Origin of the sequence: Streptomyces sp. TLI_105 (assembly GCF_900105415.1) — a bacterium.
Taxonomy (GTDB): Bacteria; Actinomycetota; Actinomycetes; order Streptomycetales; family Streptomycetaceae; genus Streptomyces.
In genome coordinates, this window is record NZ_FNSM01000001.1 from 1651044 (window position 1) to 1673866 (window position 22823).

The 22823-nt window shown below is 72.1% G+C and carries 23 protein-coding genes and 1 pseudogene; 6 read left to right on the plus strand and 18 right to left on the minus strand.

From position 1 onward, the window contains the following. Window positions 1–5: 5 nt before the first annotated feature. The 6 genes from hydA to BLW86_RS07540 form a co-directional block, all read right to left on the minus strand. Window positions 6–1409, minus strand: a complete 1404-nt coding sequence (gene hydA, locus BLW86_RS07515; RefSeq protein ID WP_093873295.1) for a dihydropyrimidinase — start codon at window positions 1407–1409, stop codon at window positions 6–8. Window positions 1410–1428: 19 nt separating this feature from the next. After that, entirely contained in the window at window positions 1429–2712 is a 1284-nt protein-coding gene (locus BLW86_RS07520) for an aspartate aminotransferase family protein (protein WP_093873296.1), read from the minus strand. Further along, window positions 2709–3551, minus strand: a complete 843-nt coding sequence (locus BLW86_RS07525; protein ID WP_093873297.1) for a nitrilase-related carbon-nitrogen hydrolase — start codon at window positions 3549–3551, stop codon at window positions 2709–2711. The genes BLW86_RS07520 and BLW86_RS07525 overlap by 4 nt, the downstream gene beginning before the upstream one ends. A 364-nt stretch (window positions 3552–3915) precedes the next feature. Then, window positions 3916–5226 carry a UL36 very large tegument protein gene (locus BLW86_RS07530; protein ID WP_093873298.1) on the minus strand — a complete coding sequence of 437 codons (1311 nt, stop codon included), beginning with the start codon at window positions 5224–5226 and terminating at the stop codon, window positions 3916–3918. A gap of 109 nt (window positions 5227–5335) precedes the next feature. Next, complete coding sequence (locus BLW86_RS07535; protein WP_093873299.1) at window positions 5336–5716, minus strand: PPOX class F420-dependent oxidoreductase; 381 nt, start codon at window positions 5714–5716, stop codon at window positions 5336–5338. Window positions 5717–5775: 59 nt separating this feature from the next. Beyond that, on the minus strand, window positions 5776–6177 hold the full coding sequence (locus BLW86_RS07540) for a winged helix-turn-helix transcriptional regulator (protein ID WP_093873300.1): 402 nt from the start codon (window positions 6175–6177) through the stop codon (window positions 5776–5778). Window positions 6178–6238: 61 nt separating this feature from the next. On the opposite strand from BLW86_RS07540, the gene BLW86_RS07545 reads away from it, so the two are divergent. Then, window positions 6239–6910 (plus strand): NAD(P)-dependent oxidoreductase, encoded by a 672-nt coding sequence (locus tag BLW86_RS07545; RefSeq protein WP_093873301.1) that lies wholly within the window; start codon window positions 6239–6241, stop codon window positions 6908–6910. 9 nt (window positions 6911–6919) lie between these two features. Here BLW86_RS07545 and BLW86_RS07550 read toward each other — a convergent pair whose 3' ends face one another. After that, window positions 6920–7171, minus strand: coding sequence for a helix-turn-helix domain-containing protein (locus BLW86_RS07550; protein ID WP_093873302.1), 252 nt, complete (start codon window positions 7169–7171; stop codon window positions 6920–6922). A 33-nt stretch (window positions 7172–7204) separates the two neighbouring features. Here BLW86_RS07550 and map point away from each other — a divergent pair, with 33 nt between their 5' ends. Continuing rightward, entirely contained in the window at window positions 7205–7972 is a 768-nt protein-coding gene (gene map / locus BLW86_RS07555; protein ID WP_093873303.1) for a type I methionyl aminopeptidase, read from the plus strand. A 16-nt stretch (window positions 7973–7988) separates the two neighbouring features. Here the strand turns inward: map and ggt are convergent, their stop codons facing one another. Then, window positions 7989–9794 carry a gamma-glutamyltransferase gene (gene ggt / locus BLW86_RS07560; protein WP_093873304.1) on the minus strand — a complete coding sequence of 602 codons (1806 nt, stop codon included), beginning with the start codon at window positions 9792–9794 and terminating at the stop codon, window positions 7989–7991. A 104-nt stretch (window positions 9795–9898) separates the two neighbouring features. Here ggt and BLW86_RS07565 point away from each other — a divergent pair, with 104 nt between their 5' ends. Beyond that, window positions 9899–10630: a hypothetical protein gene (locus BLW86_RS07565; protein ID WP_093873305.1), complete on the plus strand. Its 732-nt coding sequence runs from the start codon at window positions 9899–9901 to the stop codon at window positions 10628–10630. Here the strand turns inward: BLW86_RS07565 and BLW86_RS07570 are convergent. After that, window positions 10581–11837: a cytochrome P450 gene (locus BLW86_RS07570; RefSeq protein ID WP_093873306.1), complete on the minus strand. Its 1257-nt coding sequence runs from the start codon at window positions 11835–11837 to the stop codon at window positions 10581–10583. The two genes, BLW86_RS07565 and BLW86_RS07570, sit on opposite strands and share 50 nt — an antisense overlap. A gap of 163 nt (window positions 11838–12000) precedes the next feature. Between BLW86_RS07570 and BLW86_RS07575 the strand changes: the two genes are divergently transcribed. Both BLW86_RS07575 and BLW86_RS07580 read left to right on the plus strand, forming a co-directional pair. Then, the gene (locus BLW86_RS07575; protein WP_093873307.1) at window positions 12001–13197 is read left to right on the plus strand and encodes a tetratricopeptide repeat protein; all 1197 of its coding nucleotides are present in this window, start codon (window positions 12001–12003) and stop codon (window positions 13195–13197) included. Between the two features lie 90 nt (window positions 13198–13287). Then, complete coding sequence (locus BLW86_RS07580; RefSeq protein ID WP_093873308.1) at window positions 13288–14841, plus strand: CocE/NonD family hydrolase; 1554 nt, start codon at window positions 13288–13290, stop codon at window positions 14839–14841. Window positions 14842–14879: 38 nt separating this feature from the next. Here the strand turns inward: BLW86_RS07580 and BLW86_RS07585 are convergent, their stop codons facing one another. The 9 genes from BLW86_RS07585 to BLW86_RS44005 form a co-directional block, all read right to left on the minus strand. Then, window positions 14880–15737 (minus strand): amino acid ABC transporter permease, encoded by an 858-nt coding sequence (locus BLW86_RS07585; protein ID WP_093873309.1) that lies wholly within the window; start codon window positions 15735–15737, stop codon window positions 14880–14882. Then, a complete protein-coding gene (locus BLW86_RS07590) occupies window positions 15734–16378 on the minus strand; it encodes an amino acid ABC transporter permease (protein WP_093873310.1) in 645 nt (214 codons plus the stop codon). The genes BLW86_RS07585 and BLW86_RS07590 overlap by 4 nt, the downstream gene beginning before the upstream one ends. A gap of 17 nt (window positions 16379–16395) precedes the next feature. Then, window positions 16396–17313: a glutamate ABC transporter substrate-binding protein gene (locus tag BLW86_RS07595; protein WP_093873311.1), complete on the minus strand. Its 918-nt coding sequence runs from the start codon at window positions 17311–17313 to the stop codon at window positions 16396–16398. Between the two features lie 14 nt (window positions 17314–17327). Further along, on the minus strand, window positions 17328–18074 hold the full coding sequence (locus BLW86_RS07600) for an amino acid ABC transporter ATP-binding protein (RefSeq protein WP_093873312.1): 747 nt from the start codon (window positions 18072–18074) through the stop codon (window positions 17328–17330). A gap of 139 nt (window positions 18075–18213) precedes the next feature. Next, window positions 18214–18657, minus strand: coding sequence for a DUF6278 family protein (locus tag BLW86_RS07605; RefSeq protein WP_093873313.1), 444 nt, complete (start codon window positions 18655–18657; stop codon window positions 18214–18216). Window positions 18658–18722: 65 nt separating this feature from the next. Further along, window positions 18723–19502: an exodeoxyribonuclease III gene (locus BLW86_RS07610; protein WP_093873314.1), complete on the minus strand. Its 780-nt coding sequence runs from the start codon at window positions 19500–19502 to the stop codon at window positions 18723–18725. An 83-nt stretch (window positions 19503–19585) separates the two neighbouring features. Then, window positions 19586–20218 carry an MBL fold metallo-hydrolase gene (locus BLW86_RS07615; protein WP_093873315.1) on the minus strand — a complete coding sequence of 211 codons (633 nt, stop codon included), beginning with the start codon at window positions 20216–20218 and terminating at the stop codon, window positions 19586–19588. A 9-nt stretch (window positions 20219–20227) separates the two neighbouring features. Continuing rightward, on the minus strand, window positions 20228–21484 hold the full coding sequence (locus tag BLW86_RS07620; RefSeq protein WP_093873316.1) for a bifunctional 3-oxoadipate enol-lactonase/4-carboxymuconolactone decarboxylase PcaDC: 1257 nt from the start codon (window positions 21482–21484) through the stop codon (window positions 20228–20230). A 31-nt stretch (window positions 21485–21515) separates the two neighbouring features. After that, window positions 21516–22202 (minus strand): transposase, encoded by a 687-nt coding sequence (locus BLW86_RS44005; protein WP_371129459.1) that lies wholly within the window; start codon window positions 22200–22202, stop codon window positions 21516–21518. Here BLW86_RS44005 and BLW86_RS07630 point away from each other — a divergent pair. Beyond that, window positions 22117–22744: pseudogene (locus BLW86_RS07630) on the plus strand (hemolysin III family protein). The gene BLW86_RS44005 and the pseudogene BLW86_RS07630 sit on opposite strands and share 86 nt — an antisense overlap. Window positions 22745–22823: the final 79 nt, after the last annotated feature.

Sequence of the window (22823 nt, forward strand, 5' to 3'; positions counted from 1 at the left end):
TTCTCCTAGTTCAGGTACTGACAGGTGGCGCGCGGGGTGAAGGCGCCGTGGCCGGCGCGGCCGGTGAACTTCCGCTGCTCGATGACCGGTTCGCCGCGCGAGAGGACCGTCTCGACCTGGCCGGTGATCGTCTTCCCCTCGTACGCGGAGTAGTCGACGTTCATGTGGTGGGTCTCCGCCGACAGGATCTGGGTCGCGTGCGGGTCGTAGATGACGATGTCCGCGTCGGCGCCCGGCGCGATCGTGCCCTTCTGCGGGTAGAGGCCGAACATCCGGGCCGGGGTGGCGCAGGCGATCTCGATCCAGCGGCGGCGGCTGATGTGCCCGTCGACGACGGCCTGGTGGAGGAGGTCCATGCGGTTCTCCACGCCCGGCAGACCGTTGGGGATCTTGGAGAAGTCGCCGCGTCCGAGGTCCTTCTGGCCCACGAAGCAGAAGGGGCAGTGGTCGGTGGAGACCACCTGGAGGTCGTTCGTCCGCAGCCCCCGCCACAGGGCCGCCTGGTGCTCCTTCGGTCGCAGCGGGGTGCTGCACACGTACTTGGCTCCCTCGAAGCCCGGCTCCGCGAGGTTGTCGGTGGAGAGGAAGAGGTACTGGGGACAGGTCTCCCCGAAGACGGGCAGCCCCTTGTCGCGGGCGGCGGCGATCTCGGCGACGGCCTCCTCGGCGGAGACGTGGACGACGTAGAGCGGCGCCCCCGCCACCCGGGCCAGCTGGATCGCCCGGTGCGTGGCCTCCGCCTCCAACAGGGCCTTGCGGACCTCGCCGTGGTAGCGCGGGTCGGTCTCGCCGCGGGCGAGCGCCTGCTCGACGAGCACGTCGATCGCGATGCCGTTCTCGGCGTGCATCATGATCAGGCCGCCGTTGTCGGCGGAGCGCTGCATGGCGCGCAGGATCCGGCCGTCGTCGCTGTAGAAGACGCCGGGATAGGCCATGAAGAGCTTGAAGGAGGTGATGCCCTCCTGGACGAGCTTGTCCATCTCCTTGAGCGTGTGCTCGTTCACGTCGGAGAGGATCATGTGGAAGGCGTAGTCGATCGCGCAGTTGCCGTCGGCCTTGGCGTACCAGGCGTCGAGTCCTTCGCGCAGGCTGTGGCCGACGCTCTGGACGGCGAAGTCGACGATGGTGGTGGTGCCGCCCCAGGCGGCGGCGCGGGTGCCGGTCTCGAAGGTGTCGGAGGCGAAGGTGCCGCCGAAGGGCAGCTCCATGTGGGTGTGGGCGTCGACGCCGCCGGGCAGCACGTAGCGGTCGGTGGCGTCGATGGTCCGGTCGGCGGTCCAGCCGGCCGCCGTGTCCGAGCCGTGGGCGGCGAGGGCGACGACGCGGCCGTCCTCGATCAGCACGTCGGCGTGGAGTTCGTCGGCGGCGGTGACGACGAGACCGCCGCGGATGAGGGTACGGGTGCTCACGGGACTTCTCCTCTGCCAACTAGAGGGACCTGAGGGCCTGTTCGAGGATCTCGGCGCCTTCCTCGGCCTCGGCGACGGTGAGCGAGAGCGGTGGGGCGATGCGCAGGGTGCTGGTGTTGTGGCCGCCGCCCTTGCCGATGAGCAGGCCGTTCTCGCGGGCGGCCTCCAGGACGGCGGTGGCCGCGTCCGGGTTCGCCCGGTCGGTGCCCGGTTCGGTGAGCTCGATGCCGATCATCAGCCCGCGGCCGCGGACCTCCCGTACCTCCGCGACCCCGGCGGCGGCGGCCCGGACGCGCTCGATGAGGAGGCCGCCGACGCGGCGGGCGTTGCCCTGGAGGTCGTGCTCCAGGAGGTAGGAGAGGTTGGCCAGCCCGGCGGCCATGGTGATCGGCGAACCGCCGAAGGTGGAGATGGAGTTGGCGTCCAGACAGTTCATGACCTCGGCGCGGGCGACGACGCCGCCGACGGACATGCCGTTGCCGATGCCCTTGGCGAAGGTGAGGATGTCGGGCGGTCCGGCCTGTCCGTGGGCCTGCCAGCCCCAGAAGTGCTCGCCGGTACGGCCCCAGCCGGTCTGCACCTCGTCGGAGATCCAGAGGATGCCGTGCCGGTCGAGGACGCGGCGGAAGGCTGCGTAGAGGCCGTCGGGCGGGGAGGTGAAGCCGCCGACGCCCTGGATCGGTTCGGCGATGAGGGCGGCGACGCCCGCGCGGGTCTGGCCGAGCATGTCCTCCAGGTCGGCGACGCAGGCATCGATGAACCGCTCGTCGGTGAGCCCGGCGTACGGGCCGCGGGTGCGGACGCCGCCGTGCACGTACAGGGTCTGGAGCGGGGAGAGGCCGGTGGGCGACCAGGCGCGGTTGCCGGTGATGCCGACGGTGGAGAAGGAGCGGCCGTGGTAGCTGTTGCGCATCGCCAGGATCTGGTTCGAACGGCGGTACGTGGTGGCGAGGAGCAGGGCCGCGTCGTTGGCCTCGGTGCCGGAGGTGGTGAAGAAGACGCGGGCGTCGGGGATGCCGGAGAGGCCGGCGACGCGCTCGGCGAGCTCCACCATGGGGCGGTTGAGGTAGAGCGTCGAGGAGTGGATGATCCGCCCGGCCTGCTCGGCGACGGCCTTGGTGACCTCGGGCAGGGCGTGGGCGGTCATGGTGGTGAGGATGCCGCCGAAGAAGTCGAGGTACCTGCGTCCTTCGGCGTCCCAGACGTGACGGCCCTCGCCGTGGGTGATCTCGATGGGGTCGCGGTAGTAGAGGGCGACCCAGTCGGGGATGACGGCCTTGTGCCGGCCGTACAGGCTGCTCACGGCTGCACCAGCCCGTCGTACGCGTCGGGGCGGCGGTCCCGGTAGAAGGCCCACTGCTGGCGGACCTGCTCGATGAGGCCGAAGTCGAGGTCGCGGACGACGAGTTCCTCGGCCTTGTCGGAGGCGACGTCGCCGACGAACTGGCCGCGCGGGTCGACGAAGTAGCTGGTGCCGTAGAAGTCGTTGTCGCCGTACTCCTCGATGCCGACGCGGTTGATGGCGGCGACGAAGTACTCGTTGGCGACGGCGGCGGCGGGCTGCTCCAGCTGCCAGAGGTAGGAGGAGAGCCCGCGGTGGGTGGCCGAGGGGTTGTAGACCAACTGGGCGCCGTTAAGGCCGAGTTGACGCCAGCCCTCCGGGAAGTGGCGGTCGTAGCAGATGTAGACGCCGACCCGTCCGACGGCGGTGTCGAAGACCGGCCAGCCGGCGTTGCCCGGGCGGAAGTAGTACTTCTCCCAGAAGCCCTTGACCTGGGGGATGTGGTGCTTGCGGTACTTGCCGAGGTAGCTGCCGTCGGCGTCGATCACGGCGGCGGTGTTGTAGTAGAAGCCCTCGCCCTCGACCTCGAAGACGGGGACGACGATCACCATGCCGGTCTCCCGGGCGAGGTCCCGCATCCGGCGGACGGTCGGGCCGTCGGGGACGGGCTCGGCCCAGCGGTAGTGCTCGGGCTCCTGGACCTGGCAGAAGTAGGGCGCGTTGAAGACCTCTTGGAAGCCGATCACCTTGGCACCCTGCCGGGCGGCCTCGCGGGCGTGCTCCTCGTGTTTGGCGATCATGGATTCGGTGTCGCCGGTCCAGGTGGCCTGGACGAGTGCGGCGCGTACGACGTGGGTCATGAGCTGCTCCTTCGGCGCGGCGACAGAGAGCCTCTACGCACGTAGACGCGGTGCGTAGGAGGAGAACGTAAGCCCCGTCACACCCCGGAGCAAGACCGCCGCCGTGAAGCAGCCGGGTCGATCATGTTTCATACCCGAGTGGTCCACGTCGGACACGTACCGACACGTACTGACCAGTACGGATTGCCCCGGCCACTCCTCGCCCGCCGGGGCGAGACCGGCACCCCCCTTGCCGTACGTCGCCCCGCGCGGCGGGCTCCCCCGGCCGGCCGCGCGGGCACCACAGCCGCCCTCGACCCGGCGCCTCAGCCGTGGTCCCGTGCCCCCGGCACCATGGCCGTGGTCCCGCGCCCCCGCTGTCCGGTCACACCCCGGCCAGGCCCGCCACCCTCAGGGCGTGGAGGAGGTCGCGTTCGCGCGACGGGGACACCTCGCGGGCCGCGGCCAGGAGTTGGGGGACCAGGTCGTGCGGGTCCGCGCCCGCGAGACGGGCGGCGTCCTCGGGGGTGCGGGCCCGGACGAACGCGGTGAGCAGGGCGTGCGCCTCGCGGTGGTGGCCCTCGGCGCGCAGCGCGGCGCACGCGCCCGCGAGCTCGTCGGCCGGGCGGGCCACGCCCTGCCGCAGCAGCTGCTCGCAGTCGGCCGCCCGCCCCGCGTCGGCGAGCACGCCCGCGACGGCGGCGAGCCGGGCGGGCGGCAGCGAGGCCGCCTCCCAGAGCAGGGTGGACCAGTCGGCACCGAGCCCGGCCCGGTGCAGCCCCGCCGCGAGGGCGGGCAGCCGGGCCGGCGGTCCGGCGAGCGCTTCGCAGAGCAGGACGTGCGCCTCGCCGCTGCGGCCCTGCGCACGGAGGCGCCGGAGGGCGTAGACCGCGTTGGCCGCGGCGCGGTCGGCCTCGGCGGGGTCCGCGGCGGGGGCCTCGGCCACGGGGGCGGTGTCGGGGGCGCCCCCGAAGCGGGCCCCTCGGGGCGCCGCTCCCCCGGCCGGGAGCGCGGGCAGCGGCACCGGTTCCTGCTCCACCACCTCGGCCCCCTCCTCCAGCCAGGCGTACCGGGCGCCCCGAGGGCGTCGCTTGGCCTTGACGGGCCGCTCGGCGGCCGGCGGCGGGCCGGCGGCGCGAGCCGGCGCGGCCGACATCGGACCCGCGGCCCCCGCCGGTGGCGCCACGGCCACGGCCGGCGTCCCCGACCCCCACCGGGCAAGACGCGCCGTCAGTTCCCTCACCCGGGCCGCCGCCCTCGCCCGGTCGTCCCGCGTCCAGGCGAGGTCGTGCTCCAGGCGGGCGGCCTCGGTCGGGTCCGGGGTGCCGCGCAGTCGCTCGGCGAGCTCCCTGCTCCGGGTCTCGGCGTACCGGCGTTCGGTCTCCATGAGGTCCCGGCGTTCCGCGAGCGCCTCCGCTCCGCCGGGGCGGCCGTCGTGGGCGTCCGCGGCCGCCGCGTACAGGATCCGGCCCCGGGCGGCGAACGGCCCGTCGGGGGCTTCGCCGACGTCCTGGAGGAGGGATTCGACGACGTCCCAGGGCAGGATGTCGGACCCGTCGAGGCAGGCGCGCAGGCCTTCCGGGTCGCGCGCGGCGAAGACCCCGTACCAGCCGCCCTCCGGCCGGGCGCGGCCCGTGAGCTCGGTCAGCCAGCGCGTGAACGCGGCCACTTCCGCCGGTAGTTGATACACCGTCATGCGTCACGCACCTGCCCCGCGGTCGACTGGAACCTTCCGGTCCGCGGGTATTGGACCGCAGTCGTGTTACGGGACGACTACGGACTGTTTTCATCCGGATGTGCGGGAGTCAGAACGTCACGACGATCCCGGTGTGCGGGCGCTTGCCGAGCCGGACGATCATGGCCGGCACGTCGGTCAGCCAGTACTGCCAGGTGTACTTGCGCGAGAGCAGGCGTCGGATCCGGCGCAGCTCCTCCCCCTCCACGAGGCGTCCCGTGCCGGCGAACCGCTCGGCGCCGTCGGCGATGTTGCCGCGCAGGTCGCAGACGGCGACCTCGACCCGGGGGTCGCCCCGCAGGCGCTTGACCTTCCAGGAGTCGGAGCGGGTCCACACGTACAGCTCGGAGCCCTCCGTCGCGTACCAGACGGGCGTCGCGACCCCCGTGCCGTTCTTCCGGAAGGTGGTCAGACTGACGTAGCGGCCGCGCCGCAGCTCTTCGGGCATCATGCCCGGCAGCCTAGGCGTGCGTGGCGTTCGAGCCGTACGCGGGCGCCGAAAGACGCCCCCTAGGCCATGGAGCCCGCCTGCTCGTACGCGGCGCGGGCCTCGGTGACCTCGGGGGCGTGGGTGCGCGCCCAGGCGCATGCCGCGTCGAGCGGAGTGAGGAGGGACCGGCCGAGGTCGGTGAGGGCGTACTCGACGCGGGGCGGGTTCTCGTCGTGGACGGTGCGGGCGAGGAAGCCGTCGCGCTCCATGGCGCGCAGGGTCTCGGTGAGCACCTTGGGGGTGATCCAGTGCAGCGGTACGCGGAGTTCGGAGAAGCGGCGGGGCGTGCCGTCCTCCAGGCAGCGCAGCACCATCGCGGTCCACTTGCCGCCGCCGACGCGGATGGGCTGGGCGGGGACTCCGCAGCCGGGATCGTGGAAGAGGGAGGGGCTCAGCGGCTCCGGGAAGGACTTCTCGATCATGCGGCCGACGCTAGCCCAGTACCGTTGAAGTAACCAGGGGTGCCCGTTCTACGGTCCGGCCATGAACAACGACACCAGCAACGACAACGGCAAGAACATCATCGTCTTCGGGGCCGGCGGCCGCGTCGGCCGGGCGGCCGTGGCGGAGGCGGTGGCACGGGGCCACCGGGTGACGGCCGTGGTCCGCGACCCGGCCGCGTACGGCGACCTGGAGGGCGCGGGCGTCACGCTCGTACGGGGTGACGCGACGGACGCGGCCTCGGTGGCGGCGCTCGCGGCGGGCCACGACGCGGCGGTGAACGCGGCGGTCCGGCTGGACGTGCCCTCGGTGGACTTCTTCACGGCCGCGGCGAAGGCGATGGTCGCCGGGCTCACCGAGGCGGGGGTCGGGCGGCTGATCACCCTGGGGATCGCGACCACCCTGGAGACGGCTCCCGGCGTGCGGCTGATGGACGCGCCCGATTTCCCGGAGCAGTATCGGACGTTCTCCCAGGGGCACGTGGCCGAGTTCGAGCTGCTCACGGCGGAGGCCGGGCCCGGGCTCGACTGGCTGATGGTGGTCCCGGGGCTGGACCTGAACGCGGAGGCGGAGCGGACGGGCGGCTACAGAACGGCGGTGGGCACAGCACTCGAGGGCCCGGGCCGCATCGCCCACGCCGATCTGGCGCTCGCCCTCCTGGACGAGATCGAGCGCCCGCGCCACAGCCGCGTGCAGCTGGCGGTCTCGGTCTGACCGGCCGACTCAGACGGGGGCCGGGGTGCAGTGCACCACGAGCTCGTCCATGGAGAGGCCGAGGACCCCGGCCAGCGCCGCGACGGTGAAGAAGGCCGGGGTCGGGGCCCGGCCGGTCTCGATCTTGCGGAGGGTCTCGGCGGAGAGACCGGCGGCCGCGGCGATCTCGACCATGGACCGCTCGCCGCGCGCCTCGCGCAGGAGCAGGCCCAGGCGCTCGCCACGCTCGCGCTCTTCGGGGGTCAGGGGTGTGCGCACCATGACGCCATTCTAATACCGGTATAGTAATTGGTCATGGTGGAGATCAAGACGAACGAATCCCTGGCGGCCATGCGCGAGACGGGGCGGGTGGTGGCGCGTGCCCTGGCGGCCGCACGGGAGAAGGCGGCGCCCGGCGTCCCGCTCACCGAGCTCGACCGGGCCGCGCGCGCCGTACTCACCGAGGCGGGCGCCGGATCGCCCTTCCTCGACTACCACCCGGAGTGGGCTCCGGTGCCGTTCCCGGCGGTCGTATGCGTCTCCGTGAACGACGCCGTCGTGCACGGCATCCCGGACGGGACCCGGCTGGCCCCGGGCGACCTCGTCTCCCTGGACTGCGGGGCGACGCTCGGCGGCTGGGCCGGCGACTCGGCCGTCAGCTTCACGGTCGGCCCCGCCCGGCCGGAGGACACCCGGCTGATCGCCGCGGCGGAGGAGGCCCTGGAGGCCGGCATCGCGGCGGCCGTCGTCGGCAACCGCATCGGCGACATCGCCCACGCGATCGGCCGGGTCTGCCGGGACGCGGGCTACGGCATCCCGGACGGCTTCGGCGGCCACGGCATCGGCCGTGCCATGCACGAGGACCCGGGCGTCCCCAACGAGGGACGCCCGGGCCGGGGCATGAAGCTGCGCCACGGGATGGTGCTCGCGATCGAGCCGATGCTCATCGGCGGCGGCACGGACGAGCACTACACGGCGCGGGACGGCTGGACGATCCGTACGTCCGACGGCTCGCGCGCGTCCCACGCCGAGCACACGGTGGCGATCACGGACGACGGCCCGCGCGTCCTGACGGCGCTGTAGGGGGTGCCGTAGTTCCTCAGGACGCCGGCCGTACGACCATCGCCGAGCCACCGCCCCTGCGGACCGTCTCCGCGGCGGCCACCCAGCGGCCGTCCGGGAGGCGCTGGACGCCGGTCGCCGCGCCGATCTCCGGGTTCTGCCGGAAGCCGTGCCCGATGCCCTCCAGTTCCTTCCTCAACGGGCTGTTCCACAGGGCCGGTTCGAGCTCGGTGGTGGCCTGGTTGCGCTGGCTGGCGCGCGGCGCGGCGATCGCGTCGACGAGCGGAAGCCCCCGGTCGAGGACGCCCGTCAGCGTCTGGAGCACCGTGGTGATGATGGTCGCGCCGCCCGGGGAGCCGAGCGCGAGGACGGGCCGGTCCTGCCGGTCGAGGACGATGGTCGGAGAGATCGAGGAGCGCGGCCGCTTGCCGGGGCCGGGCAGGTTCGGGTCGTGGACGGCCGGGTTCGCCGGGGCGAAGGAGAAGTCGGTCAGCTCGTTGTTGAGCAGGAAGCCCCGGCCGGGCACGGTGATGCCGCTGCCGCCGGTGGACTCGATGGTGAGCGTGTAGGCGACGACGTTGCCCCACTTGTCCGCCACCGTCAGATGGGTGGTGTTCTCGCCCTCGTACGTGGTCGGGGCGGCGGTCCCGCCGCTCGCGCACGGCACCGGGCTGCCCGGGTCGCCGGGGGCGAGCGGGCTGGTGAGGGCGGCGTCGTCGCGGATCAGGCAGGCCCGGGAGTCGGCGAACCGCTGGGAGAGCAGGCCGCGCGTCGGCACGGACTCGAAGGCCGGGTCGCCGACCCAGCGGCCCCGGTCGGCGAAGGCGATGCGGCTGGCCTCGATGTAGCGGTGCAGGTAGCGGGCCGGGGAGGCCGTCGAGAGGTCGGTGCCCTCCAGGATGTTGAGCGCCTCGCCGACGCTCGTGCCGCCGGAGGAGGACGGGGCCATGCCGTAGACGTCGAGCCCTCGGTACGAGACCTTCGTGGGCCGGCGGGACTCGGTGCGGTACCCGGCGAGGTCGGCCTCCGTCAGGTCGCCGGCACGGACGGTCCGGGTGGCGCCCTCGCGGAGCGGGGGCGTGCGGACGGTGTTCACGATGTCCCGGGCGAGCGGCCCCCGGTAGAGGGCGCCGACGCCTTCGCGGCCGAGCTTCTCGTACGTACGGGCCAGGTCGGGGTTCTTGAAGACGGAGCCGACCACGGGCAGTTGCCCGCCGGGCAGGAAGAGCGCGGAGGTGGCCGGGAAGTCGCGGAACCGGGCCTCGTTGGCCGCGGTCTGGGCGCGGAAGGTGGGGTCGACGGTGAAGCCCTCGCGGGCGAGCCGCTCGGCGGGTTCGAGCAGGGTGCCGAGCCGCTTGGTGCCCCAGGCGTCGAGGGCGGTCTTCCAGGTGGCGGGGGTGCCGGGGGTGCCGACGCCGAGGCCGCTGGTCTGGCCCTCCTCGAAGGGGATGGGTTTGCCGTTCTCCGTGAAGAGGTCGGGTCCGGCGGTCCGGGGGGCGGTCTCGCGCCCGTCGACGGTCCGTACCGTACGGCTCTTCGCGTCGTAGTACACGAAGTAGCCGCCGCCCCCGATGCCCGCCGAGTAGGGCTCCGTGACCCCGAGGGCGGCCGCGACGGCGACGGCGGCGTCGACCGCGTTGCCGCCCTTGCGGAGCACCTCGATGCCGGCGGCCGAGGCGTCGGCGTCGACACTGGCGACGGCGCCGCCGTACCCGACGGCGACGGGTTCCTTGACGGGTGGGTCCACGACGGGCGGGGCCTTCGGTGGCGCGGCGGCGCCCATCGAGAGCACCGTCACCGCGACGGCGAGAAGAGAGACCTTGCCAGCGGTGGAGCGACGCATTCCTACCTCCAGTCAACGACCGTCCGCGCAGCGTAACTTCCCGCGCCGCCTTCCGTCAGGACCGCCTCGAACTGGAGGCCGGATCGCCGCTAGCATGCGCGCCCATGAACGACGACGTCCGCAACATCGTGCTCGGGGTCCTGGCGACCGGGGTCAGCGCCGCCTTCGGCTGGCTGGGCCGCACGTACCAATGGCGGCGCAGGCTCCGCCGCAAGCAGGCGTTCTTCGGCCTCCCGCGGAGCTCCGAGTGCCTGCTCGTGGTGAACAAGGAGGCGGGCGGCACCACCGCCGTGCACCGCTACGACGTGTTCGCCCTCCTCGAACTCTGCGCGCTCATCAAGGACTGCGGGGCGCACGCACGCATATTGCAGCACGACCAGGCGCACCAGGGTTTCGGTGACCGGACGGAGTTCTGCGTGGGCGGCCCCTACTCGAACCGCCGCATGGCCGCGCATCTGGCCACCCTGCTGCCCGGGCTCACGATGAACACGGACGTGGAGCGGGGACCGGATCAGGGTTCGTTCCTGATCGGCCCGGAGCGCTACCCGAGGGACCCGGGAGTCGAGGAGTACGTGGTCCTGGCCCGTCTCATGGCGGGCGAGGACTGCCGGCCGGTCTTCCTCTTCTGCGGACAGACGGCCATCACCAACCAGGCGGCGACCCGCTACCTCGCCCGCCACTACGAGTCGCTGGCACGCCGCCACCGCGACGGCTCCTTCGTGCTCCTCCTGAAGGTGGTCAACTCGCAGGCGTACGGCCCCGATGTGGTGGAGCTGGTGGCCGATGTCACGGGCGCGGCGCGGAGGGCTCCAGCGGCCGAACCGGCAGCGACTTGATCCCGTTGACGAAGTTGGAGACGAGGCGCCGGGGCGGCCCCGCGAGGGCGAGGCCGCCGCAGGCCGCGCGCACCTCCTCGTGGAACACCCGGAGCTGGAGCCGGGCGAAGTGGGCGCCGAGGCAGACGTGCGGGCCGTCGCCGAAGGAGACGTGCGGGTTCGGGGTCCGGCCGAGGTCGAGGCGGTGCGGGTCGGCGAAGACGCGCTCGTCGTCATTGGCGGAGGCGTGGAAGACGACGACCTTGTCGCCCTCCCGGATCTTCTGCCCGGCGAGTTCGGTGTCGCGGGCGGCGGTGCGCCGGAAGGAGAGCACGGGCGGGTGCACGCGGAGGAGTTCGTCCACGGCCGTGTCCATGGAGACCTCGCCGCTCCACAACCTCCGCTGTTCGTCGGGGTGTTCGGCGAGGGCGAGGATGCCGCCGGGGGCCGCGCTGCGGACGGTGTCGTTCCCGGCGACGGTCAGCAGGAAGAAGAACATCTCCAGTTCGGCGTCGGCGAGTTCGGAGGCCGAGAGCACGCTCATGACGTCGTCGGCCGGGTGTGCGCGCTTGTACGCGGCGAGCTCCTGGGCGTAGCCGAACATCTCGGCGAGCATGGCGGGCGAGCGGGGGTTGACCGGCCGCCCCTCCGCGTCGAGGACGGGCGGCTCATCGGGGTCCTGGTAGGCGATGACCCGCTCGGTCCAGGCGTGCAGCAGCCCCCGGTCGCTCGCGGGGATCCCGAGCAGGTCGGTGAGGTTGAGCAGCGCGTAGTCGTCGGTGACGGCCCGGACGAGGTCCACCTCGTCGCCGGTCGCGAACGCGGCGCCGAGCAGCTCGCGGGCCCGCTCGCGGGCGGTCACGGCGAAGCGCTCGATCCGCCCGGGGGTGAAGGCCCGGCTGACCAGTCGCCTCAACCGGCCGTGTTGCGGCGGATCCTGATTGAGCATCATGCGCCGGATGAAGGGCAGGTCCGCGGGGTCGGGATCGCGGATCTGGGTGGCGCCGAGGTGCGAGGAGTACGTCCCCGAGTCCTTGAGCACCCGGACGACGTCGGCGTGCCGGGTGACGGCCCAGAACCCGGATCCGGCGGGCCAGCCGAGGATCTCCGGCTCCTCCTGGCGGGAGACGGGGGCCCGGTCGCGCAGGACGCGGAAGCGGTCGCGCGGGATGCCTGCGGCGTAGATCCGCGGGTCGAAGACGTCGGGCGTGTCGTCCGTGTTCCCCACCGACCCTCCCCTCGGGGTGAAGACGTCACCATCATGACAGGTCAGAGCCGTTTTTCGTAGGACGGAACGCACAGTTCGAGAGCCTTGTCCGGGCTGTCCCCCGACTCCCAGAATCTCCGTCGTGCATCACACGGAGATGCATCGCACGGAGAACAGGGGGCCCATGGGGAACGCAGGGAAGTACAGCCAGGACGCGGTGCTGCGGGCGCGGGTGCTGTTGCTGGGGTCGGAGGAGCCGAGCCTTCGAGAGCGGCTGGAGGCGTATCGGGTACTGGCGGAGGTGAGCCCGCGGGCGTACCTGCCGAAGCTGGTCGACGCGCTGGTCGAGCGGGCCCGCGAGTGGGGGGATCCGGAGATCCGTCGAGCCCTGTACGGCGAGGCCGCCGACGCGGCGCGGTGCTTCGACGCGGACGTCCCGGACCGGGAGGAACGGCTGCGCCACGCCCTGAGCCGCTACGAGCACGCCCTGTTCGCCGTCGGCCGACGGGCCGAGGGCCGGGCGGTCTGCGAGGAGCTGGCGGAGGCCGGCCGGTACGGACGCCTCGCGGTCGTGCTGGCCGAGGAGGGACGGCACGGGGAGGCGGCCGAACTGCTCGGCCGACACATCGCGCCCGGGGACGCGGACGTGTCCGCCTGGACGCTGATCGAGTGGGCGGCCGAACTCGACGCGGCCGGACGGCACGAGGAGGCCCTGGGGGTGTTCGCGGGCGTCGTGGACGACGCGCGGCGCACGGCGGCGGACGACCGCGCCCCGCTGGCCTGCCTGGCGTGGAAGCTGGAGCAGTACGCCCGGATGCTCGGGGCCGCCGGACGCCCGCCCGAGGAGGCCGCCGCGCGGCGCGAGACGCTGGCCCTGCTCGCCCGTCTCGCCGAGGGCGGCGAGCCGGTGAGCTGGAGCAACATCCAGGCCACGTGGGTGACCCTGCTCGTGCTCTCGGGCCGGTCGGCCGAACCGGCCGCCACTCCCGAGGCCCCGCTGCCGGCGTTCGGGGTCCACCCCGTCCACGGGTGGTCTCCCGATGTGCGGGAGGAGTACTTCGCCTCGATCCCCGTCCTCGAAGAACAGACGGACGCCCTGCGCGAGTCGGGCGTTCCATCCGAACTGATCGCCACCCGGCGTCGCCTGACCGTACGCCGGGCGCTCCGCTGGGAGACGTCCGGCCGCCGGGCCGAGGAGTCGCTCCGCCCTTCCTTCGACGAGGGCGTGAACCTCGCCCGTCGCCCGACCGCCGACCCGAGCGCACTCGCCCGCGCCCTCACCGACCGGTCCATGTTCCTCCTCGCCGTCAAGCGGTACGAGGAGGCGCACGCGGACTTCGCAGAGGCCTTCACCCTCCAGCCAATCGTTACCCGCACGTAACTTACTGAGTAGTTACCACGGGTAAGGCACTCCGGTTACCGTCGGGTCACTTTCACTGCCCCCCAACAGTGCCCCAGTGAGGAGTGCCCCGTGCGCACATCCCTGGTCCTCGCCGTCTCGGCCGCCCTCGTGGCCGGGACGGCCCTCGGGCTCGCCCCCGCCGCCCAGGCCGCCGAGACCGCCGGTTCCCTCCGTTTCGTCGACATCGCCGGGGACGGCGGCACCGTCCTCAAGGCGAACGTCGTCACCCCCGCCGGAGCCGGCGGCGCCACCCGCCACCCCGTCATCGTGCTGCCCACCAGCTGGGCCGTGCCCCAGGTCGAGTACCTCGCCCAGGCCCAGAAGCTCGCCGACTCCGGCTACGTCGTGGTGAGTTACAACTCGCGCGGCTTCTGGCAGTCCGGCGGGGAGATCGAGACCGCGGGCCCCAAGGACATCGCCGACGCCTCCAAGGTGATCGACTGGGCCCTCGCGAACACCCCGGCCGACCCGAACCACGTCGGCATGGCGGGGGTCTCGTACGGCGCGGGGATCAGCCTCCTCGCCGCCGCGCACGACCCGCGGATCAAGGCCGTCGCCGCGCTCAGCGGCTGGGCCGACCTCATCGACTCCATCTACAGCGGCCGCACCCAGCACCTCCAGGCCGCCGCCCTGCTCGGCGGCGCCGGCTACCTCACCGGACGCCCCGGCCCCGAACTCCAGCAGATCCTGGGCGACTTCCTCTCCTCCGACCTGGCCAAGGAGGAGGACATGATCGCCTGGGGCCGCAAGCGCTCCGCCGTCGAGCAGATCGACCGGATCAGCGCCAACGGCGCCGCGATCATGCTCGGCAACGCCTGGGGCGACACCATCTTCCCGCCCAACCAGTACGCGAGCTTCTACGAGAAGCTCACCGGCCCCAAACGCCTGGAGTTCCGTCCGGGCGACCATGCCACCGCCGAGGCCACCGGCCTCCTCGGCCTGCCCAACGACACCTGGACCAGCGCCCGCCGCTGGTTCGACCACTACCTCAAGGGCGTCGACAACGGCGTCGACCGCGAGCAGCCGGTCCGGCTGAAGCCCCGGTCCGACGCCGGCTACGAGGGCTACCCCGACTGGAAGTCCCTGGACGCGAACCGGCGGAAGTTCGACCTCGGCGGTACGCAGCGGATCCGGGCGAACGTCGACTCCGGCGCCGACGGCGGCGTCGTCATGCTCTCCAACCTCCTGGACCAGTTCTTCCAGGCCCCGCCCGTCGCCTCCATCCCCCTCCTCCCCCGCGCCTTCGCCGGCGTCTGGCAGTCGGAGCGGTACGCCACCCCGCAGCGGGTGCGCGGCACGGTGAAGGTGCACACCACGGTCAGCTCCACCGAGGAGAGCGGCACCCTCGTCGCGTACCTCTACGACGTGGGTCCGCTCGGGCTCGGCAAGCTGGTGAGCAACGCCCCGTACACCTTCCACGACCGGACCCCCGGGCAGCCGTTCGGCGTCGACCTGGAGCTCTTCTCGACGGCCTACGACGTCCCGGCCGGACACCGGCTCGCGCTGGTCGTCGACACCGTCGACCCGCTCTACATCGAGCACAACCCGACCGGCGCGCAGCTGACCTTCTCCTCCCCCACGGCCGACCCGTCGTACGTGTCGGTCCCGCTGCGGGCGGAGTGATCACCGGCTGCTGCCGGGCGGGTGCGGCTCCATGCCCGCTACTGCTGTCCCGGCAGCAGCGTCCGCGGTTCGGCCGGAGCGACCTCCACGGCCTTCGTCTTCGGGCTGCGGCGCTCCCTGCGGGCCACCCAGGTGGCGAACCAGGAGAGCAGCATGCACATCCCGATGTAGATCGGTGAGATGACGAGGACGACGGGGATGAACGGCAGGTCGTAGTCGAGGTTGGACGCGATCAGCTTGCCGGCGTGCAGGAACTCCTCGTAGGTGATGAGGAAGCCGAGCGAGGTGTCCTTGAGGGCGACCACGAGCTGGCTGATGATGGCCGGGAGCATGGCGCGGACGGCCTGTGGCACCAGGACGTACGTCATCACCTGGGTCTTGCGCATGCCGAGCGCGTAGGCGGCCTCGCCCTGGCCCCGTGCGACGGCGTGGACGCCGGTGCGGAAGACCTCGGCGAGCACGGAGCCGTTGTAGAGGGTCAGGCCGGCGACGAGCGCGGGCAGCGGCTGCACCTTGAGCGCCACGAAGATGAAGAAGATCATCACGAGGACGGGCATGGCGCGGAAGAACTCGACGAGCAGCGTCGAGATCCAGCGCGGCACCCGGTGCTCGGAGAGGCGCCCGGTGGCGAGGACCGCGCCGAGGGCGAGCGAAAGGACCGAGGCGTAGGCGAAGGCCTTGAGGGTGTTGCCGAGGCCCCTGAGCAGCAGCTCCTGGATGCCCTTGTACTCGAAGGGCGTCCATTTGGCGGAGGTGAACTGCTCGGTGTCGAAGAGGAGGTGGAGGGCCCAGCCGACCAGCGCGAGGAGGACCACGGTCGACGCGAGTCCGTAGAGGAGGTGGCGCTGCCGGGCGTGGGGTCCGGGGATGTCGTAGAGGGCGGTGGACTCGGTCATCGGGCGACTCCCCAGCGCTTCTCCATGAGGTGGAAGAGGGCGCTGATGGTGAGGGTGATGATCAGGTATCCGACGGCGATCCAGACGAAGGTCCAGACGATGTTGTAGCCGAGTTCGCTGAGGGTCTTGTAGGTGCCGAGGAGTTCGGTGACGCTGAACGCCCCGGCGATCGCCGAGTTCTTGGCGAGGGCGATCAGGGTGGAGCCGACGGGCGGGATGACGGTGCGGAAGGCCTGCGGCAGGACGATCGTGGAGAGGGTCTGGGAGAAGGTCATGCCCAGGCTGCGGGCGGCCTCGCCCTGGCCGCGCGGCACGGTGTTGATGCCGGAGCGCAGCGCCTCGCAGATGAAGGCGGAGGTGTAGCAGCCGAGGGCGAGGACCGCGAACAGCTCGAAGGGCAGCACGATTCCGAAGCGGGGCAGGCCCAGCATGACCGCGAAGAAGAGCAGGGTCAGCGGGGTGTTGCGCAGGACGGTGACCCAGACCGTGCCGAAGACCCGGAAGGAGCCCACGGGCGCGGCCCGGAAGGAGGCCATGACGAAGCCCAGGACGAGGGCGAGCGCCGAGGAGTAGACGGTGAGTTCGACGGTGCCGAGGAAACCCTTGGCGTAGAGCGAGAAGTTGTCTGTCAGTACGTCCATGTCAGCGGTGGCGGTCCTCAGTTGGCCGGGTAGCGGTCGATGGCGGGAGGCTTGGGGGCGGGGACCCCGGAGAGGCCGAGGGTGGCGTCGTACGCCTTCTTCCAGTCGCCGTTCTTCTCGTGGACGGCGAGGGCGTCGTCGAGGGCGAGGCGCAGGGCGGTGTCGCCGTGCGGGACTCCGATGCCGTACGGCTCCTCGGAGAACGGCTTGCCGACGACCTTGAGTTCGTCGGGGACCTTGGCGGCGTAGCCCATGAGGATCGTGTCGTCGGTGGTGACCGCGTCGACCTGGTAGGTCAGCAGGTTGTCCACGCAGACGGAGTAGGTGTCGTAGGCGACGAGTTCGGCCTCGGGGTAGCCCTTCTCGATGCGCTGGTACGGGGTGGAGCCGGCGGCCGAGCAGACCCGCTTGCCGTCCAGGTCCTGCGGTCCGTCGATGTCGTTCTCGTCGGTGCGGACCAGGAGGGACTGGCCGGCCCGGTAGTAGGGGCCGGCGAAGCCGACGAGCTTCTTGCGGTTGTCGTTGATGGTGTACGTGCCGACGTAGTAGTCGATCTGGCCGTTCTGGAGGGCCGTCTCGCGGTTGGCCGAGGCGATGGTGCGGAAGTCGACGCCGGCCGGGTCGAAGCCGAGGGAGGCGGCCGTCATCTTGGCGATCTCGATGTCGAAGCCGGAGTAGCGGCCGGTGGCGGGGTCCTTCTCGCCCATGTAGGGCTGGTCCTCCTTGGCTCCGACGACGAGCCGGCCGCGTCTCTTCGCCCGATTCCAGGTGGCGGAGTCCGGCAGGGTGAAGCCCGACTCGACCCGGTAGACGGGGAGTTGGTCGGGCTGCGGGCCCTTGACGGGCGGGCTGCCCTCCTTGCCGCAGCCGCCGACCGCAGCCGTCACGGCGAGCAGCAGGGCGAGGGGGGCGAGGGTCCGGTGCGTACGCTGCATGGTTCCCGCCCGGGTCAGTGCTTGAGGATCTTGGAGAGGAAGTCCTTGGCGCGCTCGCTGCGCGGGGTGGTGAAGAACTCCTCCGGCGTGCGGTCCTCGACGATCTTCCCGTCGGCCATGAAGACGACCCGGTTGGCGGCGGAGCGGGCGAAGCCCATCTCGTGGGTGACGACCACCATCGTCATTCCCTCGCGGGCGAGTTGCTGCATGACCTCCAGGACCTCGTTGATCATCTCCGGGTCGAGGGCCGACGTCGGCTCGTCGAAGAGGAGGGCCTTGGGGTCCATGGCGAGGGCGCGGGCGATGGCGACGCGCTGCTGCTGGCCGCCGGAGAGCTGGGCCGGGTACTTGTCGGCGTGCGCGGCGAGTCCGACCCGGTCGAGGAGTTCGCGCGAACGCCGGTCGGCCTCCTCCTTCTTGCGCTTGCGGACCTTGATCTGCGCGAGGGAGACGTTGGCGAGGACGGTCTTGTGCACGAAGAGGTTGAAGGACTGGAAGACCATGCCGACCTCGGCGCGCAGCCGGGCCAGCGCCTTGCCCTCCTCGGGGAGGGGCCGGCCGTCGATGAGGATCTCGCCCGACTCGACGCTCTCCAGCCGGTTCATCGCGCGGCAGAGGGTGGACTTGCCGGATCCGGAGGGGCCGATGACCACGACCACCTCCCCGCGTCCGACGGTGAGGTCGATGGACTGGAGGACGTGCAGCGCGCCGTAGTGCTTGTTGACGCCACGCAGTTCGATCAGCGGATCGACGACGGCCATGCGCTGCCCTGCCCCGTTTCTCGGCGGTGTCGCGGTCAGCGCAAACTATCCATGAGAAAAAGGGACTTCACGCCCGACACGCATGAAACGGGAATAAGCCGTATTTACTGCAGAAGGGTGGATCGGGGCGGGCGGGAGCTCAGTACTCGGAGGCCTCCGCGTACACCTGGGAGAGCTGCGGCGCGCCCGTCATCGCCCAGTCGAGACCGGCCTCGACGACCTGGATCTCCCGGCCGGAGGCGAGCCGCACCACGGGGCCGCCGCCGGGCCACACCTGCCACCGGGCGCCCGGCACGTTCCGGACGATCACGGTGCCGAGGTAGAGTCCGGCGTCGTTCCCGACCCAGGGAAGCTCTTCGGGATCGTTCCGCCAGCGGGGCGGGAGCTGGTCGAGCTCCTGGAGGGAGCGCGGGGTGTCGTCCAGGGCCACCCCGGCCTCCGCGACCCGGGACCGCAGCAGCTCGCACTCCGAGAGGAGCTCGGCCACCCCCTCCGGGTCGCGGTCGAAGGCCGCGGCCAGGGGGGAGTCCGAGGAGTCGGGCTCATGCCGCTTGCGCCAGCTGTCCAGAAAGGGAATGTTCATCCGAACAGCGTCGCACCGTGGCCTCTCGGACGACACCCGGCGCGCGGTGATCGTCGCGACCGGCGTCAGACGTCGAGGTCGACGACGACCGGCGCGTGGTCCGAGGCGCCCTTGCCCTTGCGCTCCTCGCGGTCCACGTAGCTGTCGGAGACCGCCTCGGCGAAGGGCTTGTTCCCGTAGACCAGGTCGATGCGCATGCCCTTGTTCTTCGGGAAGCCGAGCGCGCGGTAGTCCCAGTACGTGAAGGGGTGGTCGTACTTGAGGGGGCGCGGGACCACGTCGGCGAGACCGGTCTCGCGGAGCCCGGCGAGCGCGGCCCGCTCCGGCTCCGTCACGTGCGTGGCGCCCTCGAAGACGGCGATGTCCCAGACGTCCTCGTCGGTCGGGGCGATGTTGTAGTCGCCGAGGACCGCGAAGGGGCGCTCCCCCGCCGCGTCCTCCGCGACGGCCGCCTTGAGCGCCTCCAGCCAGCGCAGCTTGTACGCGTAGTGCTCGTGGGCCACCTCGCGGCCGTTCGGCACGTACACCGACCAGACGCGGACCGGGCCGCAGGTCGCGGAGACCGCCCGGGGCTCCTGCACCCCGTCGTACTCCGGGCCGCCGGGCAGTCCGGTCACCACGTCCGCGAGGCCGACCCGGGAGACCAGGGCCACGCCGTTCCACCGCCCGGTGGCGTTGACCGCCGACTCGTAGCCCAGGGCGCGCAGCTCCTCGACGGGGAACTGCTCGGCGGCGCACTTGGTCTCCTGGATGCACAGCACGTCGGTGCCGCTGCTCTCCAGCCAGGCCAGGAGCCGGGGCAGCCGGGCGGTGATCGAATTGACGTTCCAGGTGGCGATGCGCATGGGCGCAAGCCTACTGGCGGGGTGTGACAGTGCGCGGATTCGGAGCTCGCGGTGCGCGGATTCGGAGCTCGCGGTGCGCGGATTCAGAGCTCGGTGGAGGCGCCGGAGGCGAGGCGCGCGTGGTGGGTGCCGCCGAGCTCGCCGATCTGCCGGTCGTAGATGGGCCGCGCGAGATCGGTCAGCAGCGCGTCGTGGATGTCGTACGCCCGGCGCGGCTTGACCTCGCGCACGTAGTCGATGACCTCGGAGATCTTGTTCCAGGGGGCCATGACGGGCAGCAGCAGCGTGTCGACCGGCTGGTCGGGCACGGTCAGCGCGTCGCCGGGGTGGAAGACGGCGCCGTCGACGAGGTAGCCCACGTTGGTGATGCGCGGGATGTCCGGGTGGATCACCGCGTGCAGCTCGCCGTGGACCCGGACGTCGAAGCCGGCCGCCGTGAAGGTGTCGCCGTGCCCCACGGTGTGCACCCGGCCGGGAAAGGCCGCCGAGAGCCGGTCGGCGACGCTGCGCAGCGTCCAGATCTCGGCGGCCCCATTGGCCTCCAGGGCCGCGCGCAGCCGGCCCTCGTCGAAGTGGTCGGGGTGCTCGTGGGTCACGAGCAGCGCGTCGGCTCCGAGGACGGCGTCCTCCTCGGTGAACATGCCGGGGTCGAGGACGAGGGTGCGGCCGTCCTTCTCCAGCCGCACGCAGGCGTGGGACTTCTTCGTCAGCTTCACCCCGCCAGGCTACGCCGGGGGCGTCGTCTCCTCCGTGACGACCCGGTTGACCACCCGCAGCGCCGTCTCGGCGGCCGGGAGGCCGCAGTACACGCCCGCGTGGAGGACGATCTCGCGGAGCTCCTCGGGCGACAGACCGTTGCGGAGGGCCGCCCGGGTGTGGTCGGCGAGGGCCTCCCGGTGGCCGCCGGCGAGGAGGGCGGTGAGGGTGACGGCGCTGCGCAGGCGCCGGTCGAGCCCCTCGCGGCTCCAGACCTCGCCCCACGCGTAGCGGGTGACGAGCTCCTGGAAGGCGCCGTCCGGGTCGTCGGCGAGGGCCTGGTCGACATGGGCGTCGCCGAGGACCTCGCGGCGCAGCCCGAGCCCCTTCTCGTACGGGTCGGGCCGGCCGGCCTCGGCGGGCTCGGCGTCCGGGGCGGCCGGGGCGGGCTCGACGACCGGCACGGGCGGCACGGGCGGCGGCACGTTCAGGGTGCCGCTGGGCTCCTGGGCGGTGCCGGAGAAGTGCTCGGTGAGCAGGTCGGTGACGGCGGCCGGCTGCTCGACGGGGGCGAGGTGCGAGGCGCCGGGGACGACGGCGAGCCGGGCGTCGGCGATGCCGGCGACCAGGGTGCGGGCCTCGGCGGGGCCGGTGACCTGGTCCTCGGAGCCGACGAGGACGAGGGCGGGGATGCCGATGCTGCCGAGGGCCTCGCGGACGTCGAAGACGGCGAGGGCCTCGCAGGCGGCGATGTAGCAGGCGGGGTCGGTGGTCCGGACCATCTGGACGGCCCAGTCGACGATGGCGGGCTGCGCGCCGGCGAAGAGCGGGGTGAACCACTGCTCGGGCGCGGTGCGGGCCATCGGCTCCAGGCCGTTGGTGCGGACGATGACGCCCCGCTGACGGAACTCGTCGGCGGTGCCGAACCGGGGCGAGGCGGCGACCAGGGCGAGCGAGGCGACCCGGTGCGGCGCGCGCAGGGCCAGGTCGAGGCCGACCGCGCCGCCCAGGGAGCAGCCCGCGTATCCGAAGCGCTGGACGCCGAGCGTGTCGAGGGTGGCGAGGAGCCGGTCGCCGAGTTCGGCGACGGAGGTGAAGGGCTCCGCGGGCGCGCCCCCGTGTCCCGGGAGGTCGAAGCGGACGACCCGCCACTCACGGGTGAGCTCCGGTATCTGCCGGTCCCACATGTGGAATGTGGTACCGAGCGACGGCCCCAGGACAAGGACCGGAGCCTGTTCCGGCCCGTCAACGCGGTACTGCAGCGTATCGATCTTGGTCTCGCTCACCGGTTCACACCTTCATCTGTCACGACAGCCCCTATAGCGTCGGGTCCGAATGGGTGATCCTGACCAGGTGGAACACCTCACGGGCAGCGTAACGTTTGAGGCATCGGACGATTTCGCGTCGGGTCTTGCCCTGTTGGGTGCGGCGCTCGTAGTACTCCTGGGTGCGCGGGTCGAAGCGCAGGCGGGTCTGCGCGATCCGGTGCAGGGCGGCGTTGGCCTGTCGGTCGCCGCCGCGGTTGAGGCGACGGTACTGCCTCGCGCCCGAGGATCGCTCGACGGGGCTGACCCCGCACAGCGCGGCAAAAGATGCCTCACTGCCCAGACGTTCGGGGTTGTCCCCCATCGTGATCAGCAGAGTCACGGCGGTATCCGGGCCGATGCCCACCACGTCGAGCAGTTGCGGGGCATGGCGTTCCACGAGTCGGGCCAGACGGGCGTCCACGTCCCGGATCTGCTCGGAGAGCCGGCCGATCCGGTGGGCCAGCAGGCGCAGGGTGATGCGGGTGGCCTGCGGCACCGACTCCTCGCCTCCCTCTTCGTGACTGCTCACATCGGCGAACCGCGCACAGGTACGGAAGAGTTCGGCATTGCCCAGTCCGGCCAACTCTTCCCGCAGGGCGGGGTCAGCAGTGATGGTGGAAGCGATCAAGCCGAGGCTCCGCGGCTGGCTCCATGCCGGCATGGTCCCCGCATCGCTGGCGGCGGGCGTCGTCCTCATCTGCCTGGCGGGGACACCGCAGGCCGTGTTGGCCTGCACCGTGTACTCCGTCACGGCCTGGCTGCTGTTCGGGACCAGCGCCGTCTACCACCTCGGCACCTGGGGGCCACTCGGTGAGGCCGTTCTGCGCCGCCTCGACCACGCCAACATCTTCCTGATCATCGCCGGCACGTGCACCCCGCTCGCCGTGCTCCTGCTCTCCCCGGACCAGTGGTCCTTCCTGCTGTGGATCGTGTGGACGGGCGCTCTGGTCGGCATCGCCTTCCGCGTTCTGTGGGTCGGAGCTCCCCGCTGGCTGTACACCCCCTGCTACCTGGCCCTGGGCTGGGCGCCCGTGCCCGACTTCCTGCACAGGGGCGGGGGTGGCCGTGGTCTCCCTGATCGTGACCGGCGGGCTTCTCTACAGCGCGGGCGCGGTCGTCTACGCCCTCCAGCGCCCCAACCCCTCGCCCCGCTGGTTCGGCTTCCACGAGGTCTTCCACGCGCTGACCGTGGCGGCCTTCACCGCGCACTACCTCGCCGTCTTCCTTGCCGCTCACTGAGCGGTCGAGGTGCGGGCCGCCCCACCCACTCGCCGGCCGTCCGGAGGACCGGGCGAGGGCCGGTGGTCCACCCCCACGG

What these genes read in the sequence shown, in the direction of transcription:
- BLW86_RS07565 (WP_093873305.1), top strand. Translation starts at nt 9,899, where the DNA reads ATGAACGACGACGTCCGCAACATCGTGCTCGGGGTCCTGGCGACCGGG.
- BLW86_RS07540 (WP_093873300.1), bottom strand. Translation starts at nt 6,177, where the DNA reads ATGATCGAGAAGTCCTTCCCGGAGCCGCTGAGCCCCTCCCTCTTCCAC.
- BLW86_RS07550 (WP_093873302.1), bottom strand. Translation starts at nt 7,171, where the DNA reads ATGGTGCGCACACCCCTGACCCCCGAAGAGCGCGAGCGTGGCGAGCGC.
- BLW86_RS07545 (WP_093873301.1), top strand. Translation starts at nt 6,239, where the DNA reads ATGAACAACGACACCAGCAACGACAACGGCAAGAACATCATCGTCTTC.
- BLW86_RS07600 (WP_093873312.1), bottom strand. Translation starts at nt 18,074, where the DNA reads ATGGCCGTCGTCGATCCGCTGATCGAACTGCGTGGCGTCAACAAGCAC.
- BLW86_RS07585 (WP_093873309.1), bottom strand. Translation starts at nt 15,737, where the DNA reads ATGACCGAGTCCACCGCCCTCTACGACATCCCCGGACCCCACGCCCGG.
- BLW86_RS07610 (WP_093873314.1), bottom strand. Translation starts at nt 19,502, where the DNA reads ATGCGCATCGCCACCTGGAACGTCAATTCGATCACCGCCCGGCTGCCC.
- BLW86_RS07590 (WP_093873310.1), bottom strand. Translation starts at nt 16,378, where the DNA reads ATGGACGTACTGACAGACAACTTCTCGCTCTACGCCAAGGGTTTCCTC.
- BLW86_RS07530 (WP_093873298.1), bottom strand. Translation starts at nt 5,226, where the DNA reads ATGACGGTGTATCAACTACCGGCGGAAGTGGCCGCGTTCACGCGCTGG.
- BLW86_RS07535 (WP_093873299.1), bottom strand. Translation starts at nt 5,716, where the DNA reads ATGATGCCCGAAGAGCTGCGGCGCGGCCGCTACGTCAGTCTGACCACC.
- BLW86_RS07595 (WP_093873311.1), bottom strand. Translation starts at nt 17,313, where the DNA reads ATGCAGCGTACGCACCGGACCCTCGCCCCCCTCGCCCTGCTGCTCGCC.
- BLW86_RS07575 (WP_093873307.1), top strand. Translation starts at nt 12,001, where the DNA reads ATGGGGAACGCAGGGAAGTACAGCCAGGACGCGGTGCTGCGGGCGCGG.
- BLW86_RS44005 (WP_371129459.1), bottom strand. Translation starts at nt 22,202, where the DNA reads ATGAGGACGACGCCCGCCGCCAGCGATGCGGGGACCATGCCGGCATGG.
- ggt (WP_093873304.1), bottom strand. Translation starts at nt 9,794, where the DNA reads ATGCGTCGCTCCACCGCTGGCAAGGTCTCTCTTCTCGCCGTCGCGGTG.
- BLW86_RS07605 (WP_093873313.1), bottom strand. Translation starts at nt 18,657, where the DNA reads ATGAACATTCCCTTTCTGGACAGCTGGCGCAAGCGGCATGAGCCCGAC.
- map (WP_093873303.1), top strand. Translation starts at nt 7,205, where the DNA reads ATGGTGGAGATCAAGACGAACGAATCCCTGGCGGCCATGCGCGAGACG.
- BLW86_RS07525 (WP_093873297.1), bottom strand. Translation starts at nt 3,551, where the DNA reads ATGACCCACGTCGTACGCGCCGCACTCGTCCAGGCCACCTGGACCGGC.